Origin of the sequence: Streptomyces sp. NBC_00083, from assembly GCF_026343295.1 — a bacterium.
Lineage (GTDB): Bacteria > Actinomycetota > Actinomycetes > Streptomycetales > Streptomycetaceae > Streptomyces.
The window spans coordinates 349,747-375,175 of the sequence record NZ_JAPELY010000001.1; the positions used below are offsets into that span (position 1 = coordinate 349,747).

Annotated in this window: 19 protein-coding genes and 1 tRNA gene; 9 read left to right on the forward strand and 11 right to left on the reverse strand. The window is 72.0% G+C overall.

Annotated elements, in window-relative coordinates:
* Positions 1 to 245: 245 nt before the first annotated feature.
* Both OOJ98_RS01580 and OOJ98_RS01585 read right to left on the reverse strand, forming a co-directional pair.
* Positions 246 to 995, reverse strand: coding sequence for a TetR/AcrR family transcriptional regulator (locus OOJ98_RS01580; protein WP_267052797.1), 750 nt, complete (start codon positions 993 to 995; stop codon positions 246 to 248).
* The gene (locus OOJ98_RS01585) at positions 992 to 1,987 is read right to left on the reverse strand and encodes a fatty acid desaturase (RefSeq protein ID WP_267052798.1); all 996 of its coding nucleotides are present in this window, start codon (positions 1,985 to 1,987) and stop codon (positions 992 to 994) included. The genes OOJ98_RS01580 and OOJ98_RS01585 overlap by 4 nt, the downstream gene beginning before the upstream one ends.
* Before the next feature lie 217 nt (positions 1,988 to 2,204).
* Between OOJ98_RS01585 and ppc the strand changes: the two genes are divergently transcribed.
* Complete coding sequence (gene ppc, locus OOJ98_RS01590) at positions 2,205 to 4,934, forward strand: phosphoenolpyruvate carboxylase (RefSeq protein ID WP_267052799.1); 2,730 nt, start codon at positions 2,205 to 2,207, stop codon at positions 4,932 to 4,934.
* Positions 4,935 to 5,013: 79 nt separating this feature from the next.
* On the opposite strand, the gene OOJ98_RS01595 is transcribed toward ppc, so the two are convergent.
* The 3 genes from OOJ98_RS01595 to OOJ98_RS01605 all read right to left on the reverse strand — a co-directional run bounded on the left by OOJ98_RS01595 (position 5,014) and on the right by OOJ98_RS01605 (position 6,890).
* Positions 5,014 to 5,481 carry a hypothetical protein gene (locus OOJ98_RS01595; protein ID WP_267052800.1) on the reverse strand — a complete coding sequence of 156 codons (468 nt, stop codon included), beginning with the start codon at positions 5,479 to 5,481 and terminating at the stop codon, positions 5,014 to 5,016.
* A 75-nt stretch (positions 5,482 to 5,556) separates the two neighbouring features.
* Positions 5,557 to 6,156 carry an aminoacyl-tRNA hydrolase gene (gene pth / locus OOJ98_RS01600; protein WP_267052801.1) on the reverse strand — a complete coding sequence of 200 codons (600 nt, stop codon included), beginning with the start codon at positions 6,154 to 6,156 and terminating at the stop codon, positions 5,557 to 5,559.
* 146 nt (positions 6,157 to 6,302) lie between these two features.
* On the reverse strand, positions 6,303 to 6,890 hold the full coding sequence (locus tag OOJ98_RS01605; RefSeq protein WP_267052802.1) for a 50S ribosomal protein L25/general stress protein Ctc: 588 nt from the start codon (positions 6,888 to 6,890) through the stop codon (positions 6,303 to 6,305).
* 238 nt (positions 6,891 to 7,128) lie between these two features.
* Here OOJ98_RS01605 and OOJ98_RS01610 point away from each other — a divergent pair, with 238 nt between their 5' ends.
* Positions 7,129 to 8,079: a LysR family transcriptional regulator gene (locus tag OOJ98_RS01610; RefSeq protein ID WP_267052803.1), complete on the forward strand. Its 951-nt coding sequence runs from the start codon at positions 7,129 to 7,131 to the stop codon at positions 8,077 to 8,079.
* The gene (locus tag OOJ98_RS01615) at positions 8,076 to 8,984 is read left to right on the forward strand and encodes a serine hydrolase (RefSeq protein WP_267052804.1); all 909 of its coding nucleotides are present in this window, start codon (positions 8,076 to 8,078) and stop codon (positions 8,982 to 8,984) included. The genes OOJ98_RS01610 and OOJ98_RS01615 overlap by 4 nt, the downstream gene beginning before the upstream one ends.
* A 268-nt stretch (positions 8,985 to 9,252) precedes the next feature.
* On the opposite strand, the gene OOJ98_RS01620 is transcribed toward OOJ98_RS01615, so the two are convergent.
* From OOJ98_RS01620 to OOJ98_RS01635, 4 genes are all read right to left on the reverse strand, one after another.
* Positions 9,253 to 10,227 carry a ribose-phosphate diphosphokinase gene (locus OOJ98_RS01620; RefSeq protein WP_267052805.1) on the reverse strand — a complete coding sequence of 325 codons (975 nt, stop codon included), beginning with the start codon at positions 10,225 to 10,227 and terminating at the stop codon, positions 9,253 to 9,255.
* Between the two features lie 117 nt (positions 10,228 to 10,344).
* Positions 10,345 to 11,793, reverse strand: coding sequence for a bifunctional UDP-N-acetylglucosamine diphosphorylase/glucosamine-1-phosphate N-acetyltransferase GlmU (glmU, locus tag OOJ98_RS01625; RefSeq protein WP_267052806.1), 1,449 nt, complete (start codon positions 11,791 to 11,793; stop codon positions 10,345 to 10,347).
* 130 nt (positions 11,794 to 11,923) lie between these two features.
* Positions 11,924 to 11,995 (reverse strand) — tRNA-Gln (locus OOJ98_RS01630).
* 27 nt (positions 11,996 to 12,022) lie between these two features.
* The gene (locus OOJ98_RS01635; RefSeq protein ID WP_267052807.1) at positions 12,023 to 12,883 is read right to left on the reverse strand and encodes a hypothetical protein; all 861 of its coding nucleotides are present in this window, start codon (positions 12,881 to 12,883) and stop codon (positions 12,023 to 12,025) included.
* A gap of 165 nt (positions 12,884 to 13,048) precedes the next feature.
* On the opposite strand from OOJ98_RS01635, the gene OOJ98_RS01640 reads away from it, so the two are divergent.
* Positions 13,049 to 14,359 carry a sensor histidine kinase gene (locus tag OOJ98_RS01640; protein WP_267052808.1) on the forward strand — a complete coding sequence of 437 codons (1,311 nt, stop codon included), beginning with the start codon at positions 13,049 to 13,051 and terminating at the stop codon, positions 14,357 to 14,359.
* A 439-nt stretch (positions 14,360 to 14,798) separates the two neighbouring features.
* Here the strand turns inward: OOJ98_RS01640 and OOJ98_RS01645 are convergent, their stop codons facing one another.
* Together OOJ98_RS01645 and OOJ98_RS01650 are read right to left on the reverse strand one after the other, a co-directional pair.
* The gene (locus OOJ98_RS01645; RefSeq protein ID WP_267052809.1) at positions 14,799 to 15,287 is read right to left on the reverse strand and encodes an SUKH-3 domain-containing protein; all 489 of its coding nucleotides are present in this window, start codon (positions 15,285 to 15,287) and stop codon (positions 14,799 to 14,801) included.
* Positions 15,288 to 15,328: 41 nt separating this feature from the next.
* Complete coding sequence (locus OOJ98_RS01650) at positions 15,329 to 15,823, reverse strand: YwqJ-related putative deaminase (RefSeq protein WP_267055464.1); 495 nt, start codon at positions 15,821 to 15,823, stop codon at positions 15,329 to 15,331.
* A gap of 542 nt (positions 15,824 to 16,365) precedes the next feature.
* Here OOJ98_RS01650 and OOJ98_RS01655 point away from each other — a divergent pair.
* The 5 genes from OOJ98_RS01655 (at position 16,366) to OOJ98_RS01675 (ending at position 25,426) form a co-directional block, all read left to right on the forward strand.
* Positions 16,366 to 17,352: an HNH endonuclease gene (locus OOJ98_RS01655; protein WP_267052810.1), complete on the forward strand. Its 987-nt coding sequence runs from the start codon at positions 16,366 to 16,368 to the stop codon at positions 17,350 to 17,352.
* An 8-nt stretch (positions 17,353 to 17,360) separates the two neighbouring features.
* Complete coding sequence (locus OOJ98_RS01660) at positions 17,361 to 20,135, forward strand: SUKH-4 family immunity protein (RefSeq protein ID WP_267052811.1); 2,775 nt, start codon at positions 17,361 to 17,363, stop codon at positions 20,133 to 20,135.
* A 264-nt stretch (positions 20,136 to 20,399) separates the two neighbouring features.
* Positions 20,400 to 21,293, forward strand: a complete 894-nt coding sequence (locus tag OOJ98_RS01665; RefSeq protein WP_267052812.1) for a cellulose-binding protein — start codon at positions 20,400 to 20,402, stop codon at positions 21,291 to 21,293.
* A 762-nt stretch (positions 21,294 to 22,055) separates the two neighbouring features.
* Positions 22,056 to 22,853, forward strand: a complete 798-nt coding sequence (locus OOJ98_RS01670; protein WP_267052813.1) for an ABC transporter ATP-binding protein — start codon at positions 22,056 to 22,058, stop codon at positions 22,851 to 22,853.
* Positions 22,850 to 25,426 (forward strand): ABC transporter permease, encoded by a 2,577-nt coding sequence (locus OOJ98_RS01675; RefSeq protein ID WP_267052814.1) that lies wholly within the window; start codon positions 22,850 to 22,852, stop codon positions 25,424 to 25,426. Before OOJ98_RS01670 ends, OOJ98_RS01675 begins: the two co-directional genes overlap by 4 nt.
* Positions 25,427 to 25,429 lie beyond the last annotated feature (3 nt).

Genomic DNA, 25,429 nt, shown 5'->3' on the forward strand with positions numbered 1-25,429 from the left:
CAAGTCGCTGCGTATGCGTCGTCGCGTGGGCGCGCTGAAAGGAGCGCGGCACATGCACCCCGACGGCCTGTACGGCGTTCCGTACGGCAGTCATGGGTGAGGGCACGCGAGGAAAGGCGAAAATCCCCCCCGGGATTGTGCGTGAAGACTACCGCTGATTCTTGTGCAGTTGAAGTGAAAATTGTGGCCCGAGTTGAACGATCTCGGCCGAGGAGGCATCAAAGAAGAAACGGCGGGGTAACGAATCAGCTTTTACGGTGCCCTATGAGACGCGGTTTCGGTTCAAGACCGTCCAAACCGTGCCAGGCCAGATTGACCAGGTGAGCGGCGACTTCCGCTTTCTTCGGCTTCCGCACGTCCAGCCACCACTGGCCGGTGAGCGCGACCATGCCGACCAGCGCCTGCGCGTACAGCGGCGCCAGTTTCGCGTCGAATCCACGGGCCTTGAACTCCAGGCCCAGAATGTCCTCGACCTGGGTGGCGATGTCGGAGATCAGGGAAGCGAACGTTCCGGTCGACTGGGCCACCGGGGAGTCGCGCACCAGAATGCGGAATCCGTCCGTATACGTCTCGATGTAGTCGAGCAGCGCGAATGCCGCCTGCTCCAGGAGCTCCCGCGGATGGCCCGCGGTCAGCGCGCCCGTCACGCCGTCGAGCAGTGAGCGCATCTCCCGGTCCACGACCACCGCGTACAGGCCCTCCTTGCCGCCGAAGTGCTCGTACACCACCGGCTTGGAGACCCCGGCCTTCGCCGCGATCTCCTCCACCGAGGTGCCCTCGAAGCCCTTCTCGGCGAAGAGTGTGCGACCGATGTCCAGCAATTGCTCGCGGCGCTCGGCCCCGGTCATCCGGGTCCTGCGGGTGCGCCGTGGCTTCTCGGCCGAGCCGGAGGCCCCGGCCGAGCCGCGGCCGGCGGCCCTTGCCGAGCCGCCGGTGGAACCAGTGGTGCTGGTGGTACGGGTGGTGCTGGAGTCGGTCGCCACGTCGTCCATCATGCCGCCTCGGCGGCCTTCTCCTTGCGCCGGGACCGGCCGCCCTCATTCCGCTTGGAGTCGATCCGGGCCGCGCTCGGCCAGCGCACGTCGTACGCCAGACCCAGCTGCTCGCACCAGCGGATGATCCGCGCGCTGGAGTCGAGCTGCCCCCGCATCACCCCGTGCCGGGCCGATGTCGGGTCCGCGTGGTGCAGGTTGTGCCACGACTCGCCGCACGACAGGACCGCGAGCCACCACACGTTGCCGCTGCGGTCGCGCGACTTGAAGGGACGCTTGCCCACCGCGTGACAGATCGAGTTGATCGACCACGTCACATGGTGCAGCAACGCCACCCGCACCAGGGAGCCCCAGAAGAACCCCGTGAACGCCCCCCACCACGACATCGTCGCCAGGCCTCCCACCAGCGGCGGGATCGCGAGCGACAGGATCGTCCACCACACGAAGTCACGCGAGATGCGGCGGATCGCAGGGTCGGCCAGAAGATCCGGCGCGTACTTCTCCTGCGACGTCTGCTCCTCGTCGAACATCCATGCGATGTGCGCCCACCACAGGCCCTTCATCAGGGCCGGCAGCGTCTCGCCGAAACGCCACGGCGAATGCGGGTCGCCCTCGGCGTCCGAGAACTTGTGGTGCCTGCGGTGATCGGCGACCCAGCGCACCAGCGGCCCCTCGACCGCCATGGACCCCGCGACCGCCATCGCGATCCGCAGCGGCCGCTTCGCCTTGAACGAACCGTGCGTGAAATAGCGGTGGAAGCCGATCGTGATGCCGTGGCAGCCCAGGTAGTACATGAAGACGAGGAGGCCGATGTCGAGCCAGCTGACGCCCCAGCCCCAGGCGAGCGGCACCGCCGCGACCAGGGCCACGAACGGCACCGTGATGAAGAACAGCAGGGCGATCTGTTCGATGGAGCGTTTGCTCTCGCCGCCCAGCGTCGCGGACGGAGGGGGAGATCCGTCCGGAGACTTGAGCAGATCGGGACTGGTGGTCATGGGGAGTACCCCCGGCAGGGTGAGGAAAACGAGCGGATTCGCCCGGCTACGGGTGCGTAACCTACGGCAACGTAAGTATGGCAGTGCCGTGGCCGGGGACAAGAGCCCGTGACGGCGGGGCGGAATGGGACACCTATCCTGGGTGTCGTCGGACAGCGCGGTCCGCAAGCCTCCAGAACCCTCCAGACGTGCTCAAACACTGCAAGGAGCCGCACCTGTGAGCAGTGCCGACCAGACCCCCGCCGCCAGCAACGAGCTGCGCGCCGACATCCGCCGACTGGGTGACCTCCTGGGCGAGACCCTCGTCCGACAGGAGGGCCCCGAGCTCCTGGAGCTCGTCGAGCGGGTCCGCGCGCTGACGCGGAGCGACGGCGAAGCCGCCGCCGACCTCCTCGGCGGCACCGAAGTGGAGACCGCCGCCAAGCTGGTGCGCGCCTTCTCCACCTACTTCCACCTCGCCAACGTGGCCGAACAGGTCCACCGCGGCCGCGAACTGCGCGCCCACCGCGCCGCCGAGGGCAGCCTCCTCGCCCGCACCGCGGACATGCTCAAGGACGGCGACCCCGAGCACGTCCGCCAGAGCGTCAAGAACCTCAACGTGCGGCCGGTCTTCACCGCCCACCCCACCGAGGCCGCCCGCCGCTCCGTCCTGAACAAGCTGCGCCGCATCGCCGAACTCCTGGAGACCCCGGTCGTCGAATCCGACCGGCGCCGCCACGACCTGCGCCTGGCCGAGAACATCGACCTGGTCTGGCAGACCGACGAGCTCCGCGTCGTACGCCCCGAACCCGCCGACGAGGCCCGCAACGCCATCTACTACCTCGACGAGCTGCACGCCGGCGCCGTCGGGGACGTACTGGAGGACCTCGCCGCCGAACTGGAACGCGTCGGCGTCGAACTGCCGCCCGGCACCCGCCCGCTGACCTTCGGCACCTGGATCGGCGGCGACCGCGACGGCAACCCCAACGTGACGCCCAAGGTCACCTGGGACGTGCTGATCCTCCAGCACGAGCACGGCATCAACGACGCGCTCGAAATGATCGACTTCCTGCGCGGGCTGCTCTCCAACTCCATCCGCTACGCCGGCGCGAACGAGGAACTCCTCACCTCGCTCCAGGCCGACCTCGAGGCGCTCCCCGAGATCAGCCCCCGCTACAAGCGGCTCAACGCCGAAGAGCCCTACCGGCTCAAGGCCACCGCCATCCGGCAGAAGCTCGTCCACACCAAGGACCGGCTCGCCAAGGGCACCCCGCACCAGCCCGGCCGCGACTACCTCGGCACCGCCGAGCTGCTCGCCGACCTCACCCTCATCCAGACGTCCCTGCGCGACCACCGCGGCGCTCTGTTCGCCGACGGCCGCATGGACCGCACCATCCGCACCCTCGCGGCGTTCGGCCTCCAGCTCGCCACCATGGACGTACGCGAACACGCCGACGCCCACCACCACGCGCTCGGCCAGCTCTTCGACCGGCTCGGCGAGGAGTCCTGGCGCTACGCCGACATGCCGCGCGACTACCGGCAGAAGCTCCTCGCCAAGGAGCTCCGCTCGCGCCGCCCGCTCGCCCCGGTCCCGGCCCCGCTCGACGCGGCGGGACACAAGACCCTCGGCGTCTTCGGCACCATCAAGGAAGCCTTCGAGCGGTTCGGCCCCGAGGTCATCGAGTCGTACATCATCTCGATGTGCCAGGGCGCCGACGACGTGTTCGCCGCGGCCGTCCTCGCCCGCGAGGCAGGCCTCATCGACCTGCACGGCGGCTGGGCCAAGATCGGCATCGTGCCGCTCCTGGAGACCACCGACGAGCTGCGCGCCGCCGACGTCATCCTCGACGAGATGCTCGCCGACCCCTCCTACCGGCGGCTCGTCTCGCTGCGCGGCGACGTCCAGGAGGTCATGCTCGGCTACTCCGACTCCTCCAAGTTCGGCGGCATCACCACCTCCCAGTGGGAGATCCACCGCGCCCAGCGCCGGCTGCGTGACGTCGCGCACCGGTACGGGGTGCGGCTGCGGCTCTTCCACGGCCGCGGCGGCACCGTCGGCCGCGGCGGCGGCCCCTCGCACGACGCGATCCTCGCCCAGCCGTGGGGCACCCTCGAAGGCGAGATCAAGGTCACCGAGCAGGGCGAGGTCATCTCCGACAAGTACCTCATCCCCTCCCTGGCCAGGGAGAACCTGGAGCTGACCGTCGCGGCCACGCTCCAGGCCTCCGCCCTGCACACCGCGCCCCGCCAGTCCGACGAGTCGCTCGCGCGCTGGGACGCGGCGATGGACACCGTGTCCGACGCCGCGCACTCCGCCTACCGGCGGCTGGTCGAGGACCCGGACCTGCCGGCGTACTTCTTCGCCTCCACGCCCGTCGACCAGCTCGCCGAGCTGCACCTGGGCTCGCGGCCCTCGCGCCGACCCGACTCCGGGGCCGGACTCGACGGGCTGCGCGCCATTCCGTGGGTGTTCGGCTGGACCCAGTCCCGGCAGATCGTGCCCGGCTGGTTCGGCGTCGGCTCCGGGCTCAAGGCGCTGCGCGAGGCGGGTCTTGAGGAGGTGCTCGGCGAGATGAGCGAGCGCTGGCACTTCTTCCGCAACTTCCTCTCCAACGTGGAGATGACGCTCGCGAAGACGGACCTCAGGATCGCCCGGCACTACGTCGACACGCTCGTGCCGGACGAGCTGAAGCACGTGTTCGCGACGATCGAGGCGGAGCACGAGCTGACGGTGCGGGAGGTTCTGCGGATCACGGGGCGGGATGAACTGCTCGGCGCCAGCCCGGTGTTGCAGCAGACCTTCGCGATCCGGGACGCGTATCTGGACCCGATCTCCTACCTCCAGGTCGCGCTGCTCGCGCGCCAGCGGGCGGCGGCCGACCGGGGCGAGGCTCCGGACCCGCTGCTGTCCCGTGCGCTTCTCCTCACGGTGAACGGCGTGGCGGCGGGCCTCCGCAACACAGGCTGACCCACCAGGGCGGAGCCCCCCGGGGCTCCGCCCCCCACCCCGCTCGGCGCCGTGCCGGGTGCCCCGCAGGGGCGCGGGGCTACAGGGCGATGAAGGTCCAGGCCATGGTCGCCGCGCCCAGCAGGCCCACCGCCCACGCCGTCCGCGGCATCCGCAGACCCCCGGCCACCAGCAGGGAGGCCAGCAGGAGCGCCCCCGCCAGGGGGAGCCAGGCGTACAGGAAGCCCGCCGTGCCGCTGCGTACCGCCTGGGTCGTGCCGGGCTTCAGGACCACCGGCAGGTGATCGCCCCGCTCCGCCGCCACCGACTCGGGAATCGTCACCCGCGCGTGCGGCGCCGAGTCGCCGACGGGCGCGAAGGGCCCGGCGCAGACGTCGTCCGCGCAGCCCGTCACCGTCAGCGTCCCGTGGTCGCGGCCCTTCGCGAGGACCACGTGCTGGGCCGTGCCCCACGACGACCAGAACCCGGCGACCACGAGCACCGCGACGACCAGGGCCGACGCTGCCCGCCGCACAAACATCAGGAAGGTACGGCTCCGCTTCACCATGGGGCGCGATCCTGACGCCCCTGACCGCGAACGGTCAAACCGGGGGCGCCGGTTCACCCCCCAAAAGGAGCCTTGTCAGGAGTTGTACGTCGTCTGGGCCCGCTCCAGGCCCTCGATCACCAGCGCCTCGGCCGCGTCCGCCGCCCGGTCCACGAAGTAACCCAGCTCCTTGCGCTCCGTCGAGGAGAAGTCCTTCAGGACGAAGTCCGCCACCTGCATCCGCCCCGGCGGACGCCCGATCCCGAACCGCACCCGGTGATAGTCCGGACCCAGCGACTTCGTGATCGACTTCAGACCGTTGTGCCCGTTGTCCCCGCCGCCCAGCTTCAGCCGCAGCACCCCGTAATCGATGTCCAACTCGTCATGGACCGCGACGATGTTGGCGACCGGCACCTTGTAGAAATCGCGCAGCGCCGTCACCGGACCGCCCGACAGGTTCATGTACGACAGCGGCTTCGCCAGCACCACCCGGCGGTTCAGCGGCCCCGGCGGACCGATCCGCCCCTCCACGACCTGCGCCCGCGCCTTGTGCGCCTTGAACCGGCCGCCCATGCGCTCCGCCAGCAGGTCCACGGCCATGAACCCGACGTTGTGCCGGTTCGCCGCGTACTCGGGCCCCGGATTGCCCAGGCCCACGATGAGCCAGGGCGCGTTCGCGTGGTCGGTCGTCGTCATGGGGGCTGCGTCTCCTCGGTCACGTACAGCGGGAACAACACGTACAGCAAACACGTGCACAGAAAAACGGGGCGGCGGGCCACGTGTGGCCCGCCGCCCCGTTCAAGACCCGTGCCCGGCACGGAATCTCAGGCAGAGCGTGCGGCTCAGGCCTCGGCGCCCTCGGCGGCCTCGGTCTCGGCAGCCGGCTCCTCGGCCTGAGCCGACAGGATCTGGATGACGACGGCCTCGGGGTCGGTGGCCAGGGTGGTGCCCGACGGCAGCTTGATGTCCTTGGCGTGGATCGCCGCGCCGGCCTCAAGGCCCTCGATGGAGACGGTGACCGAGGTCGGGATGTGGGTGGCCTCGGCCTCGACGGAGAGCGTGTTCAGCACGTTCTCGACGAGGAAGCTGCCCGGAGCCAGGTCGCCCTCGGTCTCCACGGCAACCTCGACCGTGACCTTCTCGCCCTTCTTGACGAGCAGCAGGTCGACGTGGACCAGGTAACCCTTGATGGCGTCACGCTGGACGGCCTTCGGGATCGCGAGCTCGGTCTTGCCGTCGATGTCCAGGGAGAGCAGGACGTTCGCCGTACGCAGCGCGAGCAGCAGCTCGTGGCCCGGCAGGGTCACGTGGACCGGCTCGGTGCCGTGACCGTAGATGACGCCGGGAACCTTGTTCTCGCGGCGGATGGTGCGCGCAGCACCCTTGCCGAAGCTCGAACGGACGTCGGCGGCAATCTTGACCTCGGACATGTGCACTCCTCGTAGAAGGTGAAACCAAAAAAAAGGGGGTCACCCGGCCACGACTGGCCTGCTACGAAGAGCGCGTCGATAACGGACCGCCGTACCTCAGGTACGGCCTCCCTCGCCGAGCAACTGCCCCAGACTACCCGGCGACCCCCCGACGACCCAATTGGATCAATCCCGGGCCGGGGGCAGGCAGCCGCCTATCGGGTCGGTACGGATAGGCATTCCCCTATCCTTGCTGCTCATGGACCTGCTGCTGCACCTCAGGTACTTCCGCACCGTCGCCGAAGAACAGCACTTCGGCCGCGCCGCCGAACGCCTGCGCGTCGCCCAGCCCTCCCTCTCGCAGCGCATCCAGCGCCTCGAACGCGAACTCGGCGTCCGCCTCCTCGACCGCGGCCGCACCGGCGCCACCCTCACCCCCGCCGGCCGCCTCGTCCTCGCCGAAACCCACACCCTGCTCGACGCCGCCGACCGGCTGCGCACCCTCGTCGGCCGCGTCCAGGGCGGCGCCGCCGGCACCCTGCGCGCCGCCGTACCGCCCCAGCTCGGCGGCGCCACCGTCGCCGCCCTCCTCACCGCCTACCGCGACCGCAGCCCCGGCGGCACCCTCGACCTGCGCGAACTCACCACCGCCGAGCAGACCGCCGAACTCACCGCGGGCACCCTCGACGCCGGCATCGTCCGCCACCCCTGCCCCGCCACCGGCCTCGGCTTCGGCCCCCAGCTCCACCAGCCGCTCGGCGCGCTCCTCGCCGCCGACGACCCCCTCGCCCAGCACCCCGAGATCGACGTACGCGACCTCGACGGCCGCGAGCTCCTCCTCTTCCCCCGCCCCACCGCCCCCGCCCTCCACGACGAAACCCTCACCGCCTGCGCCCGCCACGGCTGCACCCCCGGCGCCGTACGCGAGGTCACCGGCAGCGAGTTCACCCACGCCCTCATCCTGTCCGGCACCCACGTCGTCGCCCTCGTGCCCCGGCCCGCCCCCGAACCCGGCACCACCTGGCGCCCGTTGCGCGGCACCCCCCTCACCTGGCGCACCTCCACCGCGTGGCCCGCAGGACGCGACGGACCCGCCGTCCGCCTGTTCACCGAAGCGGCCCACGACGTCCTGCGCGACCACGCCGGGCTCGTCCCCACCGCCCCCCAACGGCGCCTGTTCCCCCGCCCCGCATCGGAGTTCCCGCTGTGACCGTGAACATCCCCGGCCCCGGCCCCGGCCCCGTACGCGGCCGCATCACCGCCGCCTTCACCGACGCCGGGACCACCGGAGCGCTCTGCGCCACCGACATCGACACCGGCGACACCGTCGCGCTGGGCGCCGACACCCCCGTCTCCACCGCCAGCGTCCACAAGCTGTGCCTCGTCGCCACCCTCTACCGCGAAGCAGCCGCCGGCCGCCTCGACCCCGCCGCGCCCCTCGACATCCCCGCCGAAGGCCGCGCCCCCGGACCCACCGGGCTCGCCGTCATGCGCGACGCCGCCCGGCTCTCCGCACGCGACCTCGCCTCGCTCGCCATCGCCGTCAGCGACAACGCGGCGGCGGACGTCCTCTGGGCGTACGTCGGCCTCGACACCGTCAACGCGACCATGCGCGCCCTCGGCCTGACCCGCACCGTCGCCGTCCACGACCAGGCGGCCCTCTACGCGACGATGCTCACCGACGCCGGCTCCGGCGGACCCGCCGCCCTCGTCGACCCCGCCGCCGTAGCCCGCCTCACCGTCCTCGACCCCGCCCGCACCAACCGCTCCACCCCGCGCGAAATGGCCGCCCTGCTCCGCGCGGTCTGGCGCGACGAGGTGTGCGGCGGGGTGTGGGGCGACGAACTCCGCGCCGTCCTCGGCGTCCAGGCCTGGAGCCACCGGCTCGCCTCCGGCTTCCCCTTCGACGACGTACGCGTCAGCGGCAAGACGGGATCGCTGCCGACGCAGCGGCACGAGGCGGGGGTCGTGGAGTACCCCGACGGCGGGCGGTACGCCGTCGCCGTCTTCACCCGGGCTGCGTCCACGGCGGCGACGTTGCCGGCGGCGGATGCGGCGGTGGGCCGTGCGGCGCGCATCGCGGTAGACGCCCTACGAGCCCGCCCCTCGCACTAGCCCAACCCCGCGGGGGCCCGCGCCCCAACCCGCTTTCGTCTGCGGGGGCGCGCCCCCAACCCCGCCTTACGTCTGCAGACCGTGCTGGGGCACCCGCGCAGTTCCCCGCGCCCCTAGTAGGGCACCCGGCACCGAGCCCATCGCCCGCGCCCACCGCGGCGGAGCCGCGCAGAGGGGGGGCAGTCCCGCGGCGCTGATAGGGCGCCCGGCATGGGGAAGGGCCGCGTCCACCTGCTCGGCGCGGCCCTTCACTCCGTACAGCTACGTGCTAGTTCTCCTCGAAGAGGCTCGTGACCGAACCGTCCTCGAACACCTCACGCACCGCCCGAGCGATCGACGGCGCGATGGACAGCACCGTGATCTTGTCGAGCTCCAGGTCCGACGGGTCGGGCAGCGTGTTCGTGAAGACGAACTCGCTCACCTTCGAGTTCTTCAGACGGTCCGCCGCCGGCCCCGACAGGATCCCGTGCGTCGCCGTCACGATGACATCCTCCGCACCGTGCGCGAACAACGCGTCCGCCGCGGCGCAGATCGTGCCACCCGTGTCGATCATGTCGTCGACCAGGACGCAGACGCGGCCCTTCACGTCACCGACGACCTCGTGCACCGTCACCGTGTTCGCGATGTCCTTGTCACGGCGCTTGTGCACGATCGCCAGCGGCGCGTCCAGACGGTCGCACCAGCGGTCGGCGACCCGGACACGACCGGCGTCCGGAGACACGATCGTCAGCTTCGAGCGGTCGACCTTCGCACCCACGTAGTCCGCGAGGACCGGAAGGGCGGTGAGGTGGTCCACCGGGCCGTCGAAGAAGCCCTGGATCTGGTCCGTGTGCAGATCGACCGTGAGGATGCGGTCCGCACCCGCGGTCTTCAGGAGGTCCGCGACCAGACGCGCCGAGATCGGCTCGCGGCCCTTGTGCTTCTTGTCCTGACGGGCATAGCCGTAGGACGGGATGATCACGGTGATGGACCGCGCCGACGCCCGCTTCAGGGCGTCGATCATGATCAGCTGTTCCATGATCCACTTATTGATCGGAGCCGTGTGGCTCTGGATCAGGAAGCAGTCCGCACCACGCGCCGACTCCTGGAAACGAACGTAGATCTCACCGTTCGCGAAGTCGAAGGCCTTCGTCGGCACGAGGCCCACACCCAACTGGTGTGCAACCTCCTCGGCCAGCTCGGGGTGGGCGCGGCCGGAGAAGAGCATCAGCTTCTTCTCGCCGGTCGTCTTGATCCCGGTCACAGCACAGTCTCCTCAGACAAGTTCGATGCTGCTGCACCCGCGCGGTCCCTCTCGCCGCGAGCCAGCCGAATATGTGCACCTATCACGGTAGCCCGTGAAAGACGCGCCCGAATCCGGTCAGTTCTCGCCAACCGGCTGCTCGGCCGCAGCCTGAGCGGCCTGCGCGGCGGCACTTCCCGGACGCTTGCGCTCCACCCAACCCTCGATATTCCGCTGCTGGCCCCGGGCCACGGCCAGCGAACCCGCCGGCACGTCCTTCGTGATCACCGAACCGGCGGCGGTGTAAGCACCGTCCCCGACTGTGACGGGCGCAACAAACATGTTGTCCGAACCCGTCTTGCAATGTGAGCCGATCGTCGTGTGGTGCTTCGACTCACCGTCGTAGTTCACGAACACACTGGCCGCGCCGATATTCGTGTACTCGCCGATCGTCGCGTCCCCGACGTACGACAGGTGCGGAACCTTGGTCCCCTCACCGATCGTCGCGTTCTTCGTCTCGACGTACGTACCGATCTTGGCCTTCACGCCGAGCCGCGTACCCGGACGCAAATAGGCGAACGGACCGACCGTCGCGCCCTCGCCCACCTCCGAGTCGTACGACACCGCGTTGTCCATCCGCGCGTCCCGGCCCACCACCGTGTTGGTCAGCCGCGAGTTCGGACCGACCTCCGCGCCGGAAGCCAGATGCGTCGTACCGAGGAGCTGCGTCCCCGGGTGCACCACCGCGTCCTGCTCGAACGTCACCTGCACGTCCACGAACGTCGTCGCCGGGTCCACCACCGTCACGCCCGCGAGCATCGCCCGCTCCAGGAGACGGTCGTTCAGCAGCCGGCGCGCCTCCGCCAGCTGCACCCGGTTGTTGATCCCGAGGATCTCCCGGAAGTCCCCCGCCAGCGACGCGCCCACCCGGTGCCCCGCCTCCCGCAGGATCCCGAGAACGTCCGTCAGGTACTCCTCGCCCTGGCTGTTGTCCGTACGCACCTTGCCCAGCGCGTCCGCGAGGAGCGCGCCGTCGAACGCGAACACACCGGAGTTGATCTCACGGATCGCGCGCTGCGCGTCGGTCGCGTCCTTGTGCTCGACGATCGCGGTGACCGCGCCCGACGCGTCGTCCCGCACGATGCGGCCGTAGCCGGTCGAGTCGGCGACCTCGGCGGTCAGCACGGTGACGGCGTTGCGCTCCGACTCGTGCGTACGGGCCAGCTCGGCCAGCGTGGCGCCGGTCAGGAGCGGGGTGTCGCCGCACACCACGACGACCGTGCCCTCGATGGACTGGCCCAGCTCCTCCAGCGCCATCCGCACCGCGTGCCCGGTGCCGTTCTGCTCGTACTGGACGGCGGTGCGCACACCGGCGTCGACGGCACCCAGGTGCGCGGTGACCTGCTCACGGGCGTGGCCGACGACCACGACGAGGTGCTCGGGGTCGAGCTCACGGGAGGCTGCCACGACGTGGCCGACGAGCGAGCGCCCGCAGATCTCGTGCAGAACCTTGGGAGTGGCCGACTTCATGCGGGTGCCCTCACCCGCGGCGAGGACGACGACGGCGGCCGGGCGGGTTGCGCTCACGGAGGTGCCCTTCGGCTTCGGGGGGTGGACAACCGAAGGATACCGGGGGGTTTCGCGGATGAAATCGGGGTGGGGGGCGGTGAAATGCGGCGGGTCCTGACGAGAATCGCCAGGACCCGAAACCACGAAGCTCCCCCGCCAGGACTCGAACCCGGACATAGGGCACCAAAAGCCCCAGTGCTGCCAATTACACCACAGGGGATGGAAACCGGCTAAACCGGACATTAGGTCAGGTCGCTGGATTGGCACTCAACACTATGCCGTACCAAGCGCCTTCCACGCGACGATAGAGGTCGGCACTCTTGGTCACATAGATCACCAAGCAGCCCTGATACGCCTCGGCGGTGTTCTTCCGCGAGGTGCGCGGGTTGTGCCTCTTGAGGGTGGCCCGCTGGAAGGCCGACGGGTCGACTCCGGCCAGACCGGCCCAGAACCGCTCGGCCCCGGCGACGTCCGCGGACTCGTGAATGCTGACCCGGAAGCGCATCCGCTCGCGCGGGACCCCCAGGAGGCCGAGCCAGTCGAGGTAGACCTTGACCATGTTCGGGTCGCTGTTGACGAACTGCAGCATCTCGCTGCGTCGGTACGTCTTGTCCTTGGCACCCTCGGCCCAGTAGAGCCCCACTCCGACGAGGAACAGCTCTCGATCCGAGAGCTCCCCTATCTCGTCCCGCGCGGCCGCCTTGATCCGCCTGCGCTCCTCCTCCTGGGACGCGCGCAGCCGCGCGAGCCCCTCGTTCATCAGGGCGCGCCGTTCCTCCTCGGAGTAGCGGGGCCGGGGCTTGGGGAGGTCGCGTACCCACAGGGATATGGAGCTCTTGGAGCAGCCGAGCTCGACCTGGATCTGGTCGTACGTCATGCCCTGGGCGCGTAATTCGCGCGCGCGGGCCCGGAGGTCGTCCCTCGCGTTCGGGCGCTTGGTCCACTCCGGCGGTGGCTCGCCCTTCACCAGCCGGTGGAGGAGGTCGTTGTTGTCGACGTGCAGCCGGTCGCGGATCTGGCGCAGGCTGAGCCCCTCGCGGCGCAGGGCGACGGCCTGGCGGCGGAGGCCCTCGAAGTCGGCGTATTTGCCGGGTGTGGTCGATGTCATACGGACACCGTTGTCCGCAATGCGGACGTCCGCTCGAAGAATCGGTGGATTCATTCCATCGTGGGATGGACGGCGATTCCCGGCGTGTTCGAGGTGATTTCGTGCTGCCTGACCTGAGGAAAAGCCGAAGGAAAAACGTTCGCGCCCGCCCGTAGGCTGGGAGCCATGACCGCAACGGGGGCTTACCAGGAAGCCACGGGGTTGACCTCCCGTGGCTGGTGGTGGTGGGAGCGCAGGCGCAGCGCGGTGCTGGACGTCTCGCTCGGGGTGTTCTCCGCGCTGGAGTGCGCGCTGGAGGGGGTGAACTTCGCCGGGGACTCGGGGCTGCCGGTGCCGGCCGGGGTGCTGCTCGGGCTCGTGGCGGGGGCGTCGCTGGTGCTGCGGCGCCGGTGGCCGATCGCCGTGGTGCTGGTGTCGATCGCGGTGACCCCGGCCAGCATGGGTTTCATGCTGAGCGTGGTGGGGCTCTACACGCTGGCCGCGTCGGAGGTGCCGCGCCGGATCACGGCGGCGCTGGCGGGGATGTCGGTGGCGGGGACGTTCATCGTCACGTTCGTACGGATGCAGCAGAGCGTGGCGGGGGGCGATTACGACCCGGGGCGCTGGTACGTGCCGCTGGTGTCGGTGGTGATGTCGGTCGGCATCTCGGGTCCGCCGTTGTTGTACGGGCTCTATATAGGGGCGCGCCGGCGGCTGATGGAGTCGTTGCGGGAGCGCGCGGATTCGCTGGAGCGGGAGTTGTCGCTGCTCGCGGACCGGGCGGAGGAGCGGGCGGAGTGGGCGCGTACGGAGGAGCGGACGCGGATCGCCCGCGAGATGCATGACGTGGTGGCGCACCGGGTGTCGTTGATGGTGGTGCACGCGGCGGCGCTGCAGGCGGTGGCGCGCAAGGATCCGGAGAAGGCCGTGAAGAACGCGGCGCTCGTGGGCGACATGGGGCGTCAGGCGCTGACGGAGCTGCGGGAGATGCTCGGGGTGCTGCGGGCGGCCGATCAGCAGCCGGCGGCGCGGGTGGACGCGGTTCCGCTGGCGGCGGTGGGGGCGGCGGCCGCGGTGGCCGCGGCAGCCGCGGAGGAGGGGCCGTGTCTGGCGGACATCGAGGCGCTGGTGGAGCAGTCCCGGGAGGCCGGGATGGTGGTGGAGCTGGCGGTGCAGGGGGAGGCGCGGGGGTGTGAGGCGCTGGTGGAGCAGACCGCGTACCGGGTGGTGCAGGAGGCGCTGACCAACGTGCACAAGCATGCGGCGGGCGCGAAGGTGAGGGTGCGGCTCGCCTACCGGGAGGCGGAGGTGGCGATGCAGGTGGAGAACGGGCCTGCGGACGGGGGGACGGCGGATGCGGGGTTGCCGAGTGGGGGGAATGGGCTGGTGGGGATGAGGGAGCGGGTGCTGGGGCTTGGCGGGGTGTTCGTGTCGGGTCCGACGGACGAGGGTGGCTTCCGCGTCTCGGCGATCCTCCCCGACCGTCGCCCCGACTAGCCCTTTCCCGCGGTTCCGCCGCGGTGGGGGCGGGTGATCCGTTCGGTCCCGGGTGCCCTACAGGGGCGCGGGGCTGTGCCGTTTGCGCGGCTCCGCCGCGGTGGGCGCGGGCGGTGGGCTGCGGTGCCGGGTGCCCTACGTCTTTAGGGGCGCGGGGAACTGCGCGAGACGCGGGCACGGTCTGCAGACGAAAGCGGGGTTGCTGGGGCTCCGCCCCAGACCCCGGGGGATGCCCCACCCCACCCCTTCCCGAAACCCTCCGGGGGCGGGAAGAGGGGGCTGAGGTCCAGGCTCCTGGGGCTCCGCCCCAGACCCCGTTCGCGCCCGAAAGGCGCTCGTCCTCAAACGCCGGACGGGCTGAAAGGGCGCGCTCGTCCTCAAACGCCGGACAGGCTGAAGCGCGCTCGTCCTCCGCCGGGCGGGCTAAAGAGGACAGGGTTCAGCCCGCTGTCAGGCGTACCGGCTGCGTGCCCGTGATCAGCGTGGACAGCGCGTGATCGATGTCCGCCCCGAGGTACCAGTCGCCCGTGTGATCGAGCGAGTACACCCGCCCCTCCGAGTCGATCGCGAGCACCGCCTGCTGATCGCCCTCCTCGCCGAGCGGAGCGATGTCCGTGTCGAGGGCCCGTCCGAGGTCGGCCAGGGTGCGGGCGAGGTGGAGGCCGGCGAGGGGGTCGAAGCGCAGGGCGGCCGGGGCGTTGCGGCGGCCGGGGCCCGGTGCGGTGAGGCGGAGGCCGCCGAATTCGGCCCAGGCCTCGACGGCCGCGGGGAAGACGGTGTGGCGGTGGCCCGCGGGCGAGGCGTGGCCGCGCAGCACGTCGGCCCAGGCCTCGGCCTGGCGGATGTCCCAGCGGCCGGGCTGCCAGCCGGCGGAGCGCAGGGCGGCGTCGACGGGGACGGGGAAGCGGGTGGTGGAGATGTCCGGCATCGGCCGCGGCCTTTCGGTGGGAGGGGGCGGGAGCGCCGGGTCTACGGTTCGACGCTGCGGACGCCGAAGTGGGCCAGGAGCGCGGTGCAGGAGCGGCAGGGCGGTGCGTAGCTGCCGTGGAGGGGGTCGCCGTCCTCGCGTATGCGGCGCGCGGTCAGCTTGGCGTGTTTGAGGGCGCGGCGGGCTTCGCCGTGGGTGAGGGGTTTGCGCTGGGCGCGTTTGGAGCGTCCCGTCTCGACGGCGGTCAAGTGCCGGGAGAGCAGGATCGCTTCGGGGCAGCGGCCGGTGAAGCGTTCGCGCTGGCCGCTGGTGAGGGTGTCGAGGTAGTCCTGGACGAGGGTGTGCAGGACGGGTGGCTGTTCGCCTTTGCCCGCGGTGCAGGTGAGGGTTTCGCCGCGTACGGAGAGCGCGGCGGCGATGGCGGGGAGGATGCCGTCGCGGCGGTGGCGGAGTAAGGGCGCGGCGGTGCCGGCCGTCGCGCTCCAGGTGAGGCGAGGATCACCGGCGGAGGCCGGGCCTCCGCGTGCCGTGCCCAGCGCCGTGCCTGACGCCGGTCCCGGTGCGGTGCCCAGCGCCGTCCCCGGCACCGGTCCTGTGCCAAGTGCCGACGCCTGCCCCGTACCCCGTGCCGTACCCGGCACCGGTCCTGTGCCAAGTGCCGACGCCTGCCCCGTACCCCGTGCCGTACCCGGCACCGGTCCCGTGCCCCGTGCCTGCCCCGGGGCCGTCCCTGGTGCCGGTCCCGGCGGGCTCGGGGTTCCCGGGGTGCCCCCCGGCGCCCCCGGCGCCCCCCGTGTCGCGGATGTTTCGTCTGCTGCGGTCTGCATGGTGCTGGTGTTCCTCCCACTGGCGGCGGCTTCAGCCGCACGTGTCAGCGCCCCCGAGTTGCGGGGACAGCCTGCCAAATGTGGGTGGTGGTACGGAAGCTGGGGCGCGATAAGCGACGTATCACCGGCGCAGGGTGATATGTGCGTGACGGTTGGTGACCGGATCGCGGGGCCGGTTCCCGGTATTGCACCACCGCATAGGCTGGTCCTCACCAGCCGGACGCAGGAGTACGCAGCAGGGGGCAACCGCCATGACGACAGGTCGGCTCGGGCAGCATGCCGCGCCACCGAACGCGGCCTACGCCGGGCAGGTCGTGCACTTCCCGGACCCGGTAAGGGCCGCCCGGCATCCCAGAGGGGTGCGGGTGGACGAGAACGGCTTCCCGGTCTTCTCCGCGTACGCCCGCGCGGCGGTGGAGATCGCCGAGCCGCCCGAGGGGTTCGGGGTGGACGAGCTACGCCTGACCGACTACGTGTCGGCGAACGCGGCGCTGGCCGCGTCGGGGCACGAGCTGTGGGACACGATCGCCGCGGTGGCGACGCCGCACGGCTGGACGTGGCACCACGTGGCGGGCGGCCGCCGGCTGGAGCTGGTGCCGGTCGAGGTGAAGGCGCTGTTGCGGCACTTCGGCGGTCTGGCGACGGCGCAGGTCGAGCACGGCAAGCGGGGCACGCGTCCGTTGCAGGAGACGCGGCCCGCGCACTTCGGTCTGCCGAAGGGTTCGGTGGCGGTGTCGGAGTCCCAACTCCTCGGTGTCGAGGAGGACTTGGGGTACCGGCTGCCGGGTGCCTACCGTTCGTTCCTGAAGGCGGCGGGCGGCTGCGCCCCGGTCGGCGCGGCGCTCGACGCGGAGCTGGGGCTCCTGGTGGACCAGCCGTTCTTCACGGTGCGCGACGAGGCGGCCGTCAATGACCTCGTCTACATCAACAAGTGTCTGCGTGATCACCTCACCAAGGACTATCTCGGCGTCGCCTTCGTGCAGGGCGGGATCCTCGCCGTGAAGGTGCGCGGGGCCGCGACCGGTTCGGTGTGGTTCTGCGCGTACGACGACGCCCGGGACCAGGACGGGCTGAGTGTGAACGAGCGGGTGGAGCGGCTGCTGCTGCCCTGCGGTGACGACTTCGACGCGTTCCTGGCGCGACTCGCGGGCAATCCGCCGGAGCTGGAGACCGTGGCGAACCTGATGGTGGACGGCGGCTTCGCGCGCGTCGTCGAGACGACCTCGGTAGGGGAGTGAGCCGGCCGATGGTGACTTTCGCTCAGGCGCAGGAGCGCGCGGAAGAGTGGATCAACGGCGATGTGCCCGCGTATCAGCACCGTGAGGTGCGGGTGCGGGAGTTCGAGCTGGGTTTCGTGGTGTGGGCCGAGGACCGGGAGAACGGGCCCTCGGTCGACGGTGGCGCGCAGCGCCTGGTGATCGCCCGGGACAGCGGGGACGCCTCGCTGTGGCCGGCGCTGCCGGTGGGTGAGGTGATCCGCCGGTACGAGGAGGAGTACGGGGTGCCCGAGAACGCGCCGGCGGCGCCGGAGCCTCCGGCACGCATCGATCTGAACCAGACGTCGTTCCTGCTGAGCCCGCCGGAGTGGTTGCAGGAGGCGGCCGACCGGCTGGGCATCCCGGACCGGCGGGGCGAGGGCGCCGCCGCCTCCGGTGCGGCCGGCAGCCCCGCGGGGCCCGTGGGCGCCGCGCCGTCGGCGCCCGCCGAGCCCGCGTGGCCGGCCGCCGCCGCTTCCCCGTCCGGTTCCGCTTCCGGTTTGGGTGCGAGTGCGGGTGTGGGTGTGGGTGCGCCGCAGGGTCCGGGTTCCGGTGCGGACGTTTCCGCCGGGGCCACTCCTTGGGCCGGCACGGACACCAACGCCGGGTCGGACGACGGCTCGGTGCCGTTGCCCGCCACGGTGTACGCGCCCGCCCTGTCCGGTTCGGACGGTGCCGACGCGGCCCCGCCCAGGGTGCTGCCCGAGGCGAAGACGGCGCTGATGTCGGGCGGCAGCCAGCTGCCCCCGACCGCGGTCGCGCCCGCCTACGACCCGCAGCAGGGCGCGCAGGGCATGCCGGGTGCTCCGGCGCAGGGTGCGACCCCGCCGCCCGCGGCGCCGTCCGCGTACGACCCGCAGCCGGGCGCGACCCCGTCGCCCGTCGGGCCCGCGGCCCCGCCCGTCGCGCACCCCGCGCCCTCGGCCGCCGTGCCGCCGGGCGCCGGGGACATCGCGGACGCCGCGACCAGCAAGGCGGTCGGTCCGCCGCCGGGTGCGCGGGCCTCGCGCGGCGGGGGTTCGACGACTCCGCCGCCGCCCGGCGCGCCGGGAACTCCGGGTGCCCGTCCGGGCGTTCCCACGGCGGGCCCGGTGCCGGGTTCGACGCCGCCGCCGGGTGCGTCGAGCGGCGGCTATCTGCCCACGCAGCTCGTGTCGCAGCTCGGGCCGGAGGGGCAGGGGGCGCAGCCGCCCCGGCCGCCCGGCTCGCCGACCCCGCCGCCCGCGCGGGGCGACGTGCACCATGCCGCGACGATGTTCGCGGACCCGAGCCTCGGCGGTCAGTCGGGCCTCGCGGCGCCGGTGCCGCCGGGTCCGCCCGGTGCCCCTGTGCCGCCCGGCCCTCCGGGGGCCCCGGGCCGGCCGGGTGCTCCGGTGCCGCCCGCGCCTCCCGGTGTGCCGCAGACGCCGCCCGGCGGTGTGCACCATGCCGCGACGATGTTCGCCGACCCCGGCCACCTGGGCCCCGCGGGTCCCGGCGGGCCGGGCGTGCCGATGCCCCCGGGTCAGCCGGGAGCCCCGGGCGCGCCGCTGCCGCCCGGTCAGCCCGGTGCCCCGGGTGGGCCCGGTGCTCCGCTGCCGCCCGCCGCTCCCGGCGCGCCGGGTGCTCCCGGCGGCGGTGTGCACCACGCGGCCACGATGCTGGCGGGCCCCACGCCGATGGGTCCCGGGCAGATGGGTCCCGGTGGCGGGGTGCCGCAGCCTCCCGGGCCGCCCGGCATGCCGCCCGGTGGCGCGGTGCCGCAGCCGCCGCCCGCGTACGGCTATCCCCAGCAGCCCCCGGCGGGGCTGCCCACGGTGGGCCCCGGCTACCAGGCGGTGCTGCGCTACCGTGCGCCCGACGGCTCCGAGCAGCAGCTCATCCGCCGTTCGGCGCCGGGCATTCCGCACCCGGAGTGGCAGATCTTCCATGAGCTGCGGTCGATGAACGTGCCCGCGGACCACGTCCTCGAACTCCACACCGAGCTGGAGTCGTGCGAGCTGCCGGGCGGCTACTGCGCGCGGATGATCCGTGAGCAGTGGCCGCAGGTGCGGATCACGCATGTCGCCCCGTACGGCAAGGACCACGGCTCGCGCCGTCAGGGCGTGCAGCATCTGCTCACCCACCAGGGCGAGTTGGCGCAGGTCGCGGACGGGCCCGCCCGGCCGCAGCCGGTGCGGGCGCCGATTCCGGCGGTGCAGCCGGTGCCACCCCTGCCGCCGGAGGGAGTGGCGCACGAGCTGGCGGGCGCGTTCGGTGCGCAGGGCGTGTTCCGTTTCGACCAGCGCGCGGTGTCGCGTCAGGGCGTGCCGGAGGTCGTCGCGGTCACGCTGGTGTGGGCGGGGCTTCCGGTGGACCTGGGCCCGTTCTTCTGGGCGCAGGCCGTGCCGGGCCAGCCGGTGCCGACGCTGGCGGAGCTCGCGCAGCAGCGCGGGGTGCAGCCGGCCGCGGACGCGGGTTCGTACCTGGTGATGGGCTCCGACTTCGGGCGGGCGATCTGTGTCCAGTACGGGACCGCGAACATCGTGGCGGTGCCGGTGGAGGCGGGGCCCGGCGGTCAGTCGGTGCCGCCGCAGTTCGTGAACTCGGGGCTGCCCGAGTTCGTACGGTCCCTCGCGCTGCTCGGCCGGATGTGGCGGCTGCGGTTCGGACTCAACCCGGAGCAGGCGGGCCGCTGGACGGTCGACTTCCAGGCGCAGCTCGCGGCGCTCGACCCGGCGGCGCTGGCGTCGCCGGAGAGCTGGTGGTCGGTGCTGCTCGAGCAGATGTGGGACGGGCTGCTCTGACCGCTGCCGCGGCCGTCGCTGCTGCCGTGGTCGTGGTCGTGTCGAGGCGCTCACCGCGCGGGTCGTGGTGGGCGCCTCGGCCGTTCCGGCGGCCGGTGCGGTGGTCGTTTCGGTGGTCGCTCCCCTCGTCCGTCGTCCCGCTTTCACGCGATGTCCCTTTCTGACGCCGATTGACGCATCCTTGACCGTGTCATGTGGGCGGAGTGTCGCCATATCGGCCCCTTCGTTTCGATCGGCCGGGGTGCGGGAGAGAGGGCTTTCGGGATGAGCGCAGCATCGGTGCCGTCGTCGGCGCGGCCGTTCGGGACCGGCCGGGGTCGTGGCTACCGTCCCGACCAGGTCGACCCCGCGGTGGCCCGGCTCGTACGGGAGGCGGAGGCGGCGCGGGAGCGGGAGGCGCGGCTCGCCGTGCTCGCCGACGAGCTGACCGAGCGTGCGGCGCGGCTGCGCGAGCAGGTCGCCGGGCTCGCGCCGCAGACGTACGAGGCGCTCGGCGGACAGGCCCGTGAGCTGTACGCGCTCTGCGCCGAGGAGGCCGACGAGCTGCGGGCCGCGGCGGAGGAGGCGGCGGCCGACGAGGTACGTGCCGCGGAGGATGCGGGCCGGGCGGCGCGGGACGCGGCGCGGGCGCACAGCGAGGCGGTGCTCGCCGACGCGCAGGAGTGGGCCGAGCGGCGGCTGCTCGCGGCCGGTACGGAGGCGGACGAGGTACGGGGCTCCGCGCGCGGCGAGGCGGAGCAGATGCGTACGGAGGCGGCCGGAGAGCTGGCCGCCGCGGTCCGCCGCTGCGAGGCGCAGCTGGCCGAGCTGGAGCGGGACCATGCGGAGGCGCTGGTCGCGGAGGAACGCGAACGGGCGGCGCGCGAGGGGCAGTTGGAGGCGCGGGTCGCGGAGCTGACGCGTGCGGCGGAGGCGGCGCTCGACGGCGCGCGGCGTGGTTTCGCCGAGGCGGAGGAGGGTGCGCGGCGCGCGGAGGAGGCGGCGCAGGCGCGCGCGGACGAGCTGCTGGCGGAGGCGGGTGCGAGTGCGGGGCGGGTTGTGGGGGAGGCGGAGGGGGTGGTGGCTGAGCATGAGGTTGAGCGGGTGGCGATGCGGGCGCACATGGCGCACGTACGCGACGCCCTGTCCTCCCTGACGGGCCGCCGCCCTTCGCCCTGACGGGCCGCCCCCCTTTGCCCTGACGGGCCGCCCCCGAACCGCTCCAGTCCCTTCGGCCCCATGCCCCCTTGCCCCCCTGCCCCTGGTCGGCACCGGCCGCAGACAGCCGACCGAGGGTGCCGGCCCGGCCCCTGAAGCTGCCTCCGCCTGCGGACCGTGCCCACGTCTCGCGCAGTTCCCCGCGCCCCTGAGGCCTCGTTTGTCTGCAGTCCGTGCGTGGTTGCTCGCGCAGTTCCCCGCGCCCCTGGCTACGCCGTGCGAACCGGCATGCACAGTGCCCGCGCCCTTGGCACGTCGTGCGAACCGGCACGCACAGTGCCCGCGCCCCTGGCACGTCTTGCGCACCCGGCGTGCACAGCGCCCGGTCCCCTCACCCCGTCGACCACCGCCAGAGCTAAGGGGCGCGGGGAACTGCGCGAGCACCCCCCACCGGCTCGCGGTCGAAGTCGGGTTTTAGGGGCGCGGGGAACTGCGCGAATGCCGGGCACGGTTCGTAGGCGTACCTGCGGCGCACCCGCACCCCCCGGACGGGAGCCCCTAGGGGGTGGGCCCTACTCCGGGGCAGGGGGCGGTCGTCCCGGCGGAGGAGGTGACGCGCCCCGCCCTCTCCTTACCTTGGTTTTAGGGGGAGCGAGCCCACCGGGCGGGGTGGGGAAAACCCCACCTCAAGACTGCGCTGGGCACCAGGGCGCAAGGCCCCGCGTTGCCCGAGACTCAAGACGTACGTCAGCGACTGGCTGAAAATGACCTAGGAGAATCACCGTGACAACGGCTGTGACCATTCCCCGGCACGGGGGCACCGGCGGCACCGGAGGACGTACGGCGGTCGCGGCTCGGGCGCGCCAGGTCGTGAAGGCGTACGGGGCGGGGGAGACCCGGGTCGTGGCGCTCGATCACGTCGATGTCGACATAGCCCGGGGGCAGTTCACCGCGATCATGGGCCCGTCGGGCTCCGGCAAGTCCACGCTCATGCACTGCCTCGCCGGCCTCGACACCGTGACGAGCGGTCAGATCTACCTGGACGAGACCGAGATCACCGGCCTCAAGGACAAGAAGCTGACCCAGCTGCGCCGGGACCGGATCGGGTTCATCTTCCAGGCGTTCAACCTGCTGCCGACGCTGAACGCGCTGGAGAACATCACGCTGCCGATGGACATCGCGGGCCGCAAGCCCGACGCGCAGTGGCTGGACCGGGTGGTGGAGACGGTGGGCCTCGCGGGGCGGCTCAAGCACCGGCCCACCCAGCTCTCCGGCGGCCAACAGCAACGCGTCGCCGTGGCACGGGCGTTGGCGGCGCGGCCGGAGATCATCTTCGGTGACGAGCCGACCGGAAACCTCGACTCGCGGGCCGGCGCCGAGGTGCTCGGCTTCCTGCGCCAGTCCGTCGACGAGCTGGGTCAGACCATCGTGATGGTCACCCACGACCCGGTGGCCGCCTCCTACGCGGACCGGGTGCTCTACCTCGCCGACGGCCGCATCGTCGACGAGATGCTCCGCCCCACCGCCGAGGCCGTCCTCGACCGGATGAAGGACTTCGACGCGCGGGGGCGTACGTCATGAGCGTGCTCAAGACCTCGCTGCGCAACTTCCTCGCGCACAAGGGGCGGATGGCGCTGTCGGGCGTCGCGGTCCTGCTGTCCGTGGCGTTCGTCTGCGGCACGCTCGTCTTCACCGACACCATGAACACCACCTTCGACAAGCTGTTCGCGGCGACCTCGGCCGACGTGACCGTCAGCCCCAAGTCGGCCACCGCGGACGGCGCCCCGTCGCAGACGGGCAAGCCCGACGCACTGCCCGGCTCGCTCGTCGCCAAGGTCGCCAAGGTGCCCGGCGTGCGCACGGCGCAGGGCGCGGTCGGCAGCACCGGCGTCACCGTCGTCGACGCCAAGAACGAGAACGTGGGCTCCACCAACGGCGCCCCGACCATCGCCGGCAACTGGACCGACAACGACCTCAAGGCGATGGAGATCACCTCGGGCCGTGCCCCGCGCGGGCCGACCGAGATGATGGTCGACGCCGACACCGCCGACAAGCACCACCTCAAGATCGGCGACGAGCTGCGCACCATCGCCGTCACCGGCGACTTCACCGCGAAGATCACCGGCATCGCCACCTTCAAGGTGACCAACCCCGGCGCGGCCGTCGTCTACTTCGACACCGCGACCGCGCAGCGTGAACTCCTCGGCGGCACCGGTCAGTTCACCCAGATCAACGTCACCGCGGCGGACGGCGTCAGCGACCCCCAGCTCAAGCGGGACGTGGCGGCGGCGCTCGGCTCGGGCCCGTACAAGCTCCAGACGGCGAAGGAGGCGGCGGACGACAGCCGCGCCAGTGTCGGCTCGTTCCTCGACGTCATGAAGTGGGCGATGCTCGGCTTCGCCCTGATCGCCTTCCTCGTCGGCATCTTCCTCATCGTCAACACGTTCTCGATGCTGGTCACCCAGCGCACCCGCGAGATCGGCCTGATGCGCGCCGTCGGCTCCAGCCGCAAGCAGGTCAACCGGTCCGTGCTGGTGGAGGCGCTGCTGCTCGGCGTGGTCGGCTCGCTCCTCGGGGTCGGCGCGGGCGTCGGTCTCGCGGTCGGTCTGATGAAGCTGATGGGCTCCATCGGCATGGAGCTGTCGACCGGCGACCTCACCGTGCGGTGGACGACGCCCGTCATCGGGCTGGTCCTCGGCGTCGTGGTGACCGTCGTCGCCGCCTACGTCCCGGCCCGACGCGCGGGAAAGATCTCGCCGATGGCCGCGCTGCGGGACGCCGGCACCCCGGCCGACGGCAAGGCGGGCGCGATCCGTGCCGCCATCGGGCTCGTCCTGACCGGCGCGGGCACCGCCGCCCTGTTCGCCTCCGCCAACTCCTCGAAGGCGGCGGCCGGTTCGGGCCTGCTCGGGCTCGGCGTGGTGCTCACCCTGATCGGCTTCGTCGTCGTCGGACCGCTGCTCGCGGGCGGTGTGGTGCGGGTGATCAGCGCCCTCGTCCTGCGGATGTTCGGCCCCGTCGGGCGGATGGCCGAGCGCAACGCGCTGCGCAACCCGCGGCGTACCGGAGCGACGGGTGCGGCCCTGATGATCGGGCTCGCCCTGGTGGCCTGCCTGTCGGTGGTCGGCTCCTCGATGGTCGCCTCGGCCACCGACGAGCTCGACAAGTCGGTCGGCGCGGACTTCATCGTCTCCTCCGGCGCCGACCAGCCGATCGTGCCGCAGGCCGCGGACGCCGTGCGCAGGACGCCGGGCCTCGCCCACGTCACCAACTACAAGTCGGTGGACGCGAAGCTGACCGCCCCCGACGGCAAGGCCGCCGACGACCAGGTCACCGCCGCCGACCCCACCTACCAGCAGGACCTGCGGCGCACGACCGTCGCCGGTGACCTGGCGGCGGCGTACGGCAACGGCGCCATGTCGGTGGGCGACGCCTACGCCAAGGAACACGGCGTCAAGGTCGGCGACACGATGACCGTCGCCTTCAAGGGCGGCAGCACCGCGAAGCTGAAGGTCGCGGCGATCACCTCGGACGACACCAACGTCGACAAGGGCGCGATGTACACCAGCATCACGACCGTCGCGCGGTACCTGCCGGCCGACCGGATGCCCAAGAACGCGATCATGTTCGCCAAGGCCGAGGACGGCGGGGCGAAGCAGGCCTACGCCGCGCTCAAGGAGTCGCTCAAGGCCTATCCGCAGTACAAGGTGCAGGACCAGACCGACTTCAAGAAGGGCCTGAAGGACCAGATCGGCCAGCTCCTGAACATCGTGTACGGGCTGCTCGCCCTCGCCATCGTCGTGGCGGTGCTCGGTGTGGTGAACACCCTCGCGCTGTCGGTGGTCGAGCGGACCAGGGAGATCGGCCTGATGCGGGCGATCGGCCTCTCGCGCCGGCAGCTGCGCCGCATGATCCGCCTGGAGTCGGTGGTGATCGCCCTGTTCGGCGCGCTGCTCGGACTGGGGCTCGGCATGGGCTGGGGCACCACCGCGCAGAAGCTGCTCGCCCTGGAGGGCATGGGGGTCCTGGAGATCCCCTGGCCCACCATCGTCACCGTCTTCGTGGCCTCCGCGTTCGTGGGTCTGTTCGCCGCGCTGGTCCCGGCGTTCCGGGCGGGCCGCATGAACGTCCTGAACGCCATCGCGACGGACTGACGC

Bases quoted from the DNA above. Each gene is read 5' to 3' on its own strand.
- OOJ98_RS01580 (WP_267052797.1), bottom strand. From the start codon at position 995: ATGATGGACGACGTGGCGACCGACTCCAGCACCACCCGTACCACCAGC.
- OOJ98_RS01585 (WP_267052798.1), bottom strand. From the start codon at position 1,987: ATGACCACCAGTCCCGATCTGCTCAAGTCTCCGGACGGATCTCCCCCT.
- OOJ98_RS01595 (WP_267052800.1), bottom strand. From the start codon at position 5,481: ATGGTGAAGCGGAGCCGTACCTTCCTGATGTTTGTGCGGCGGGCAGCG.
- pth (WP_267052801.1), bottom strand. From the start codon at position 6,156: ATGACGACGACCGACCACGCGAACGCGCCCTGGCTCATCGTGGGCCTG.
- OOJ98_RS01605 (WP_267052802.1), bottom strand. From the start codon at position 6,890: ATGTCCGAGGTCAAGATTGCCGCCGACGTCCGTTCGAGCTTCGGCAAG.
- OOJ98_RS01610 (WP_267052803.1), top strand. From the start codon at position 7,129: ATGGACCTGCTGCTGCACCTCAGGTACTTCCGCACCGTCGCCGAAGAA.
- OOJ98_RS01635 (WP_267052807.1), bottom strand. From the start codon at position 12,883: ATGACATCGACCACACCCGGCAAATACGCCGACTTCGAGGGCCTCCGC.
- OOJ98_RS01640 (WP_267052808.1), top strand. From the start codon at position 13,049: ATGACCGCAACGGGGGCTTACCAGGAAGCCACGGGGTTGACCTCCCGT.
- OOJ98_RS01645 (WP_267052809.1), bottom strand. From the start codon at position 15,287: ATGCCGGACATCTCCACCACCCGCTTCCCCGTCCCCGTCGACGCCGCC.
- OOJ98_RS01655 (WP_267052810.1), top strand. From the start codon at position 16,366: ATGACGACAGGTCGGCTCGGGCAGCATGCCGCGCCACCGAACGCGGCC.
- OOJ98_RS01660 (WP_267052811.1), top strand. From the start codon at position 17,361: ATGGTGACTTTCGCTCAGGCGCAGGAGCGCGCGGAAGAGTGGATCAAC.
- OOJ98_RS01665 (WP_267052812.1), top strand. From the start codon at position 20,400: ATGAGCGCAGCATCGGTGCCGTCGTCGGCGCGGCCGTTCGGGACCGGC.
- OOJ98_RS01675 (WP_267052814.1), top strand. From the start codon at position 22,850: ATGAGCGTGCTCAAGACCTCGCTGCGCAACTTCCTCGCGCACAAGGGG.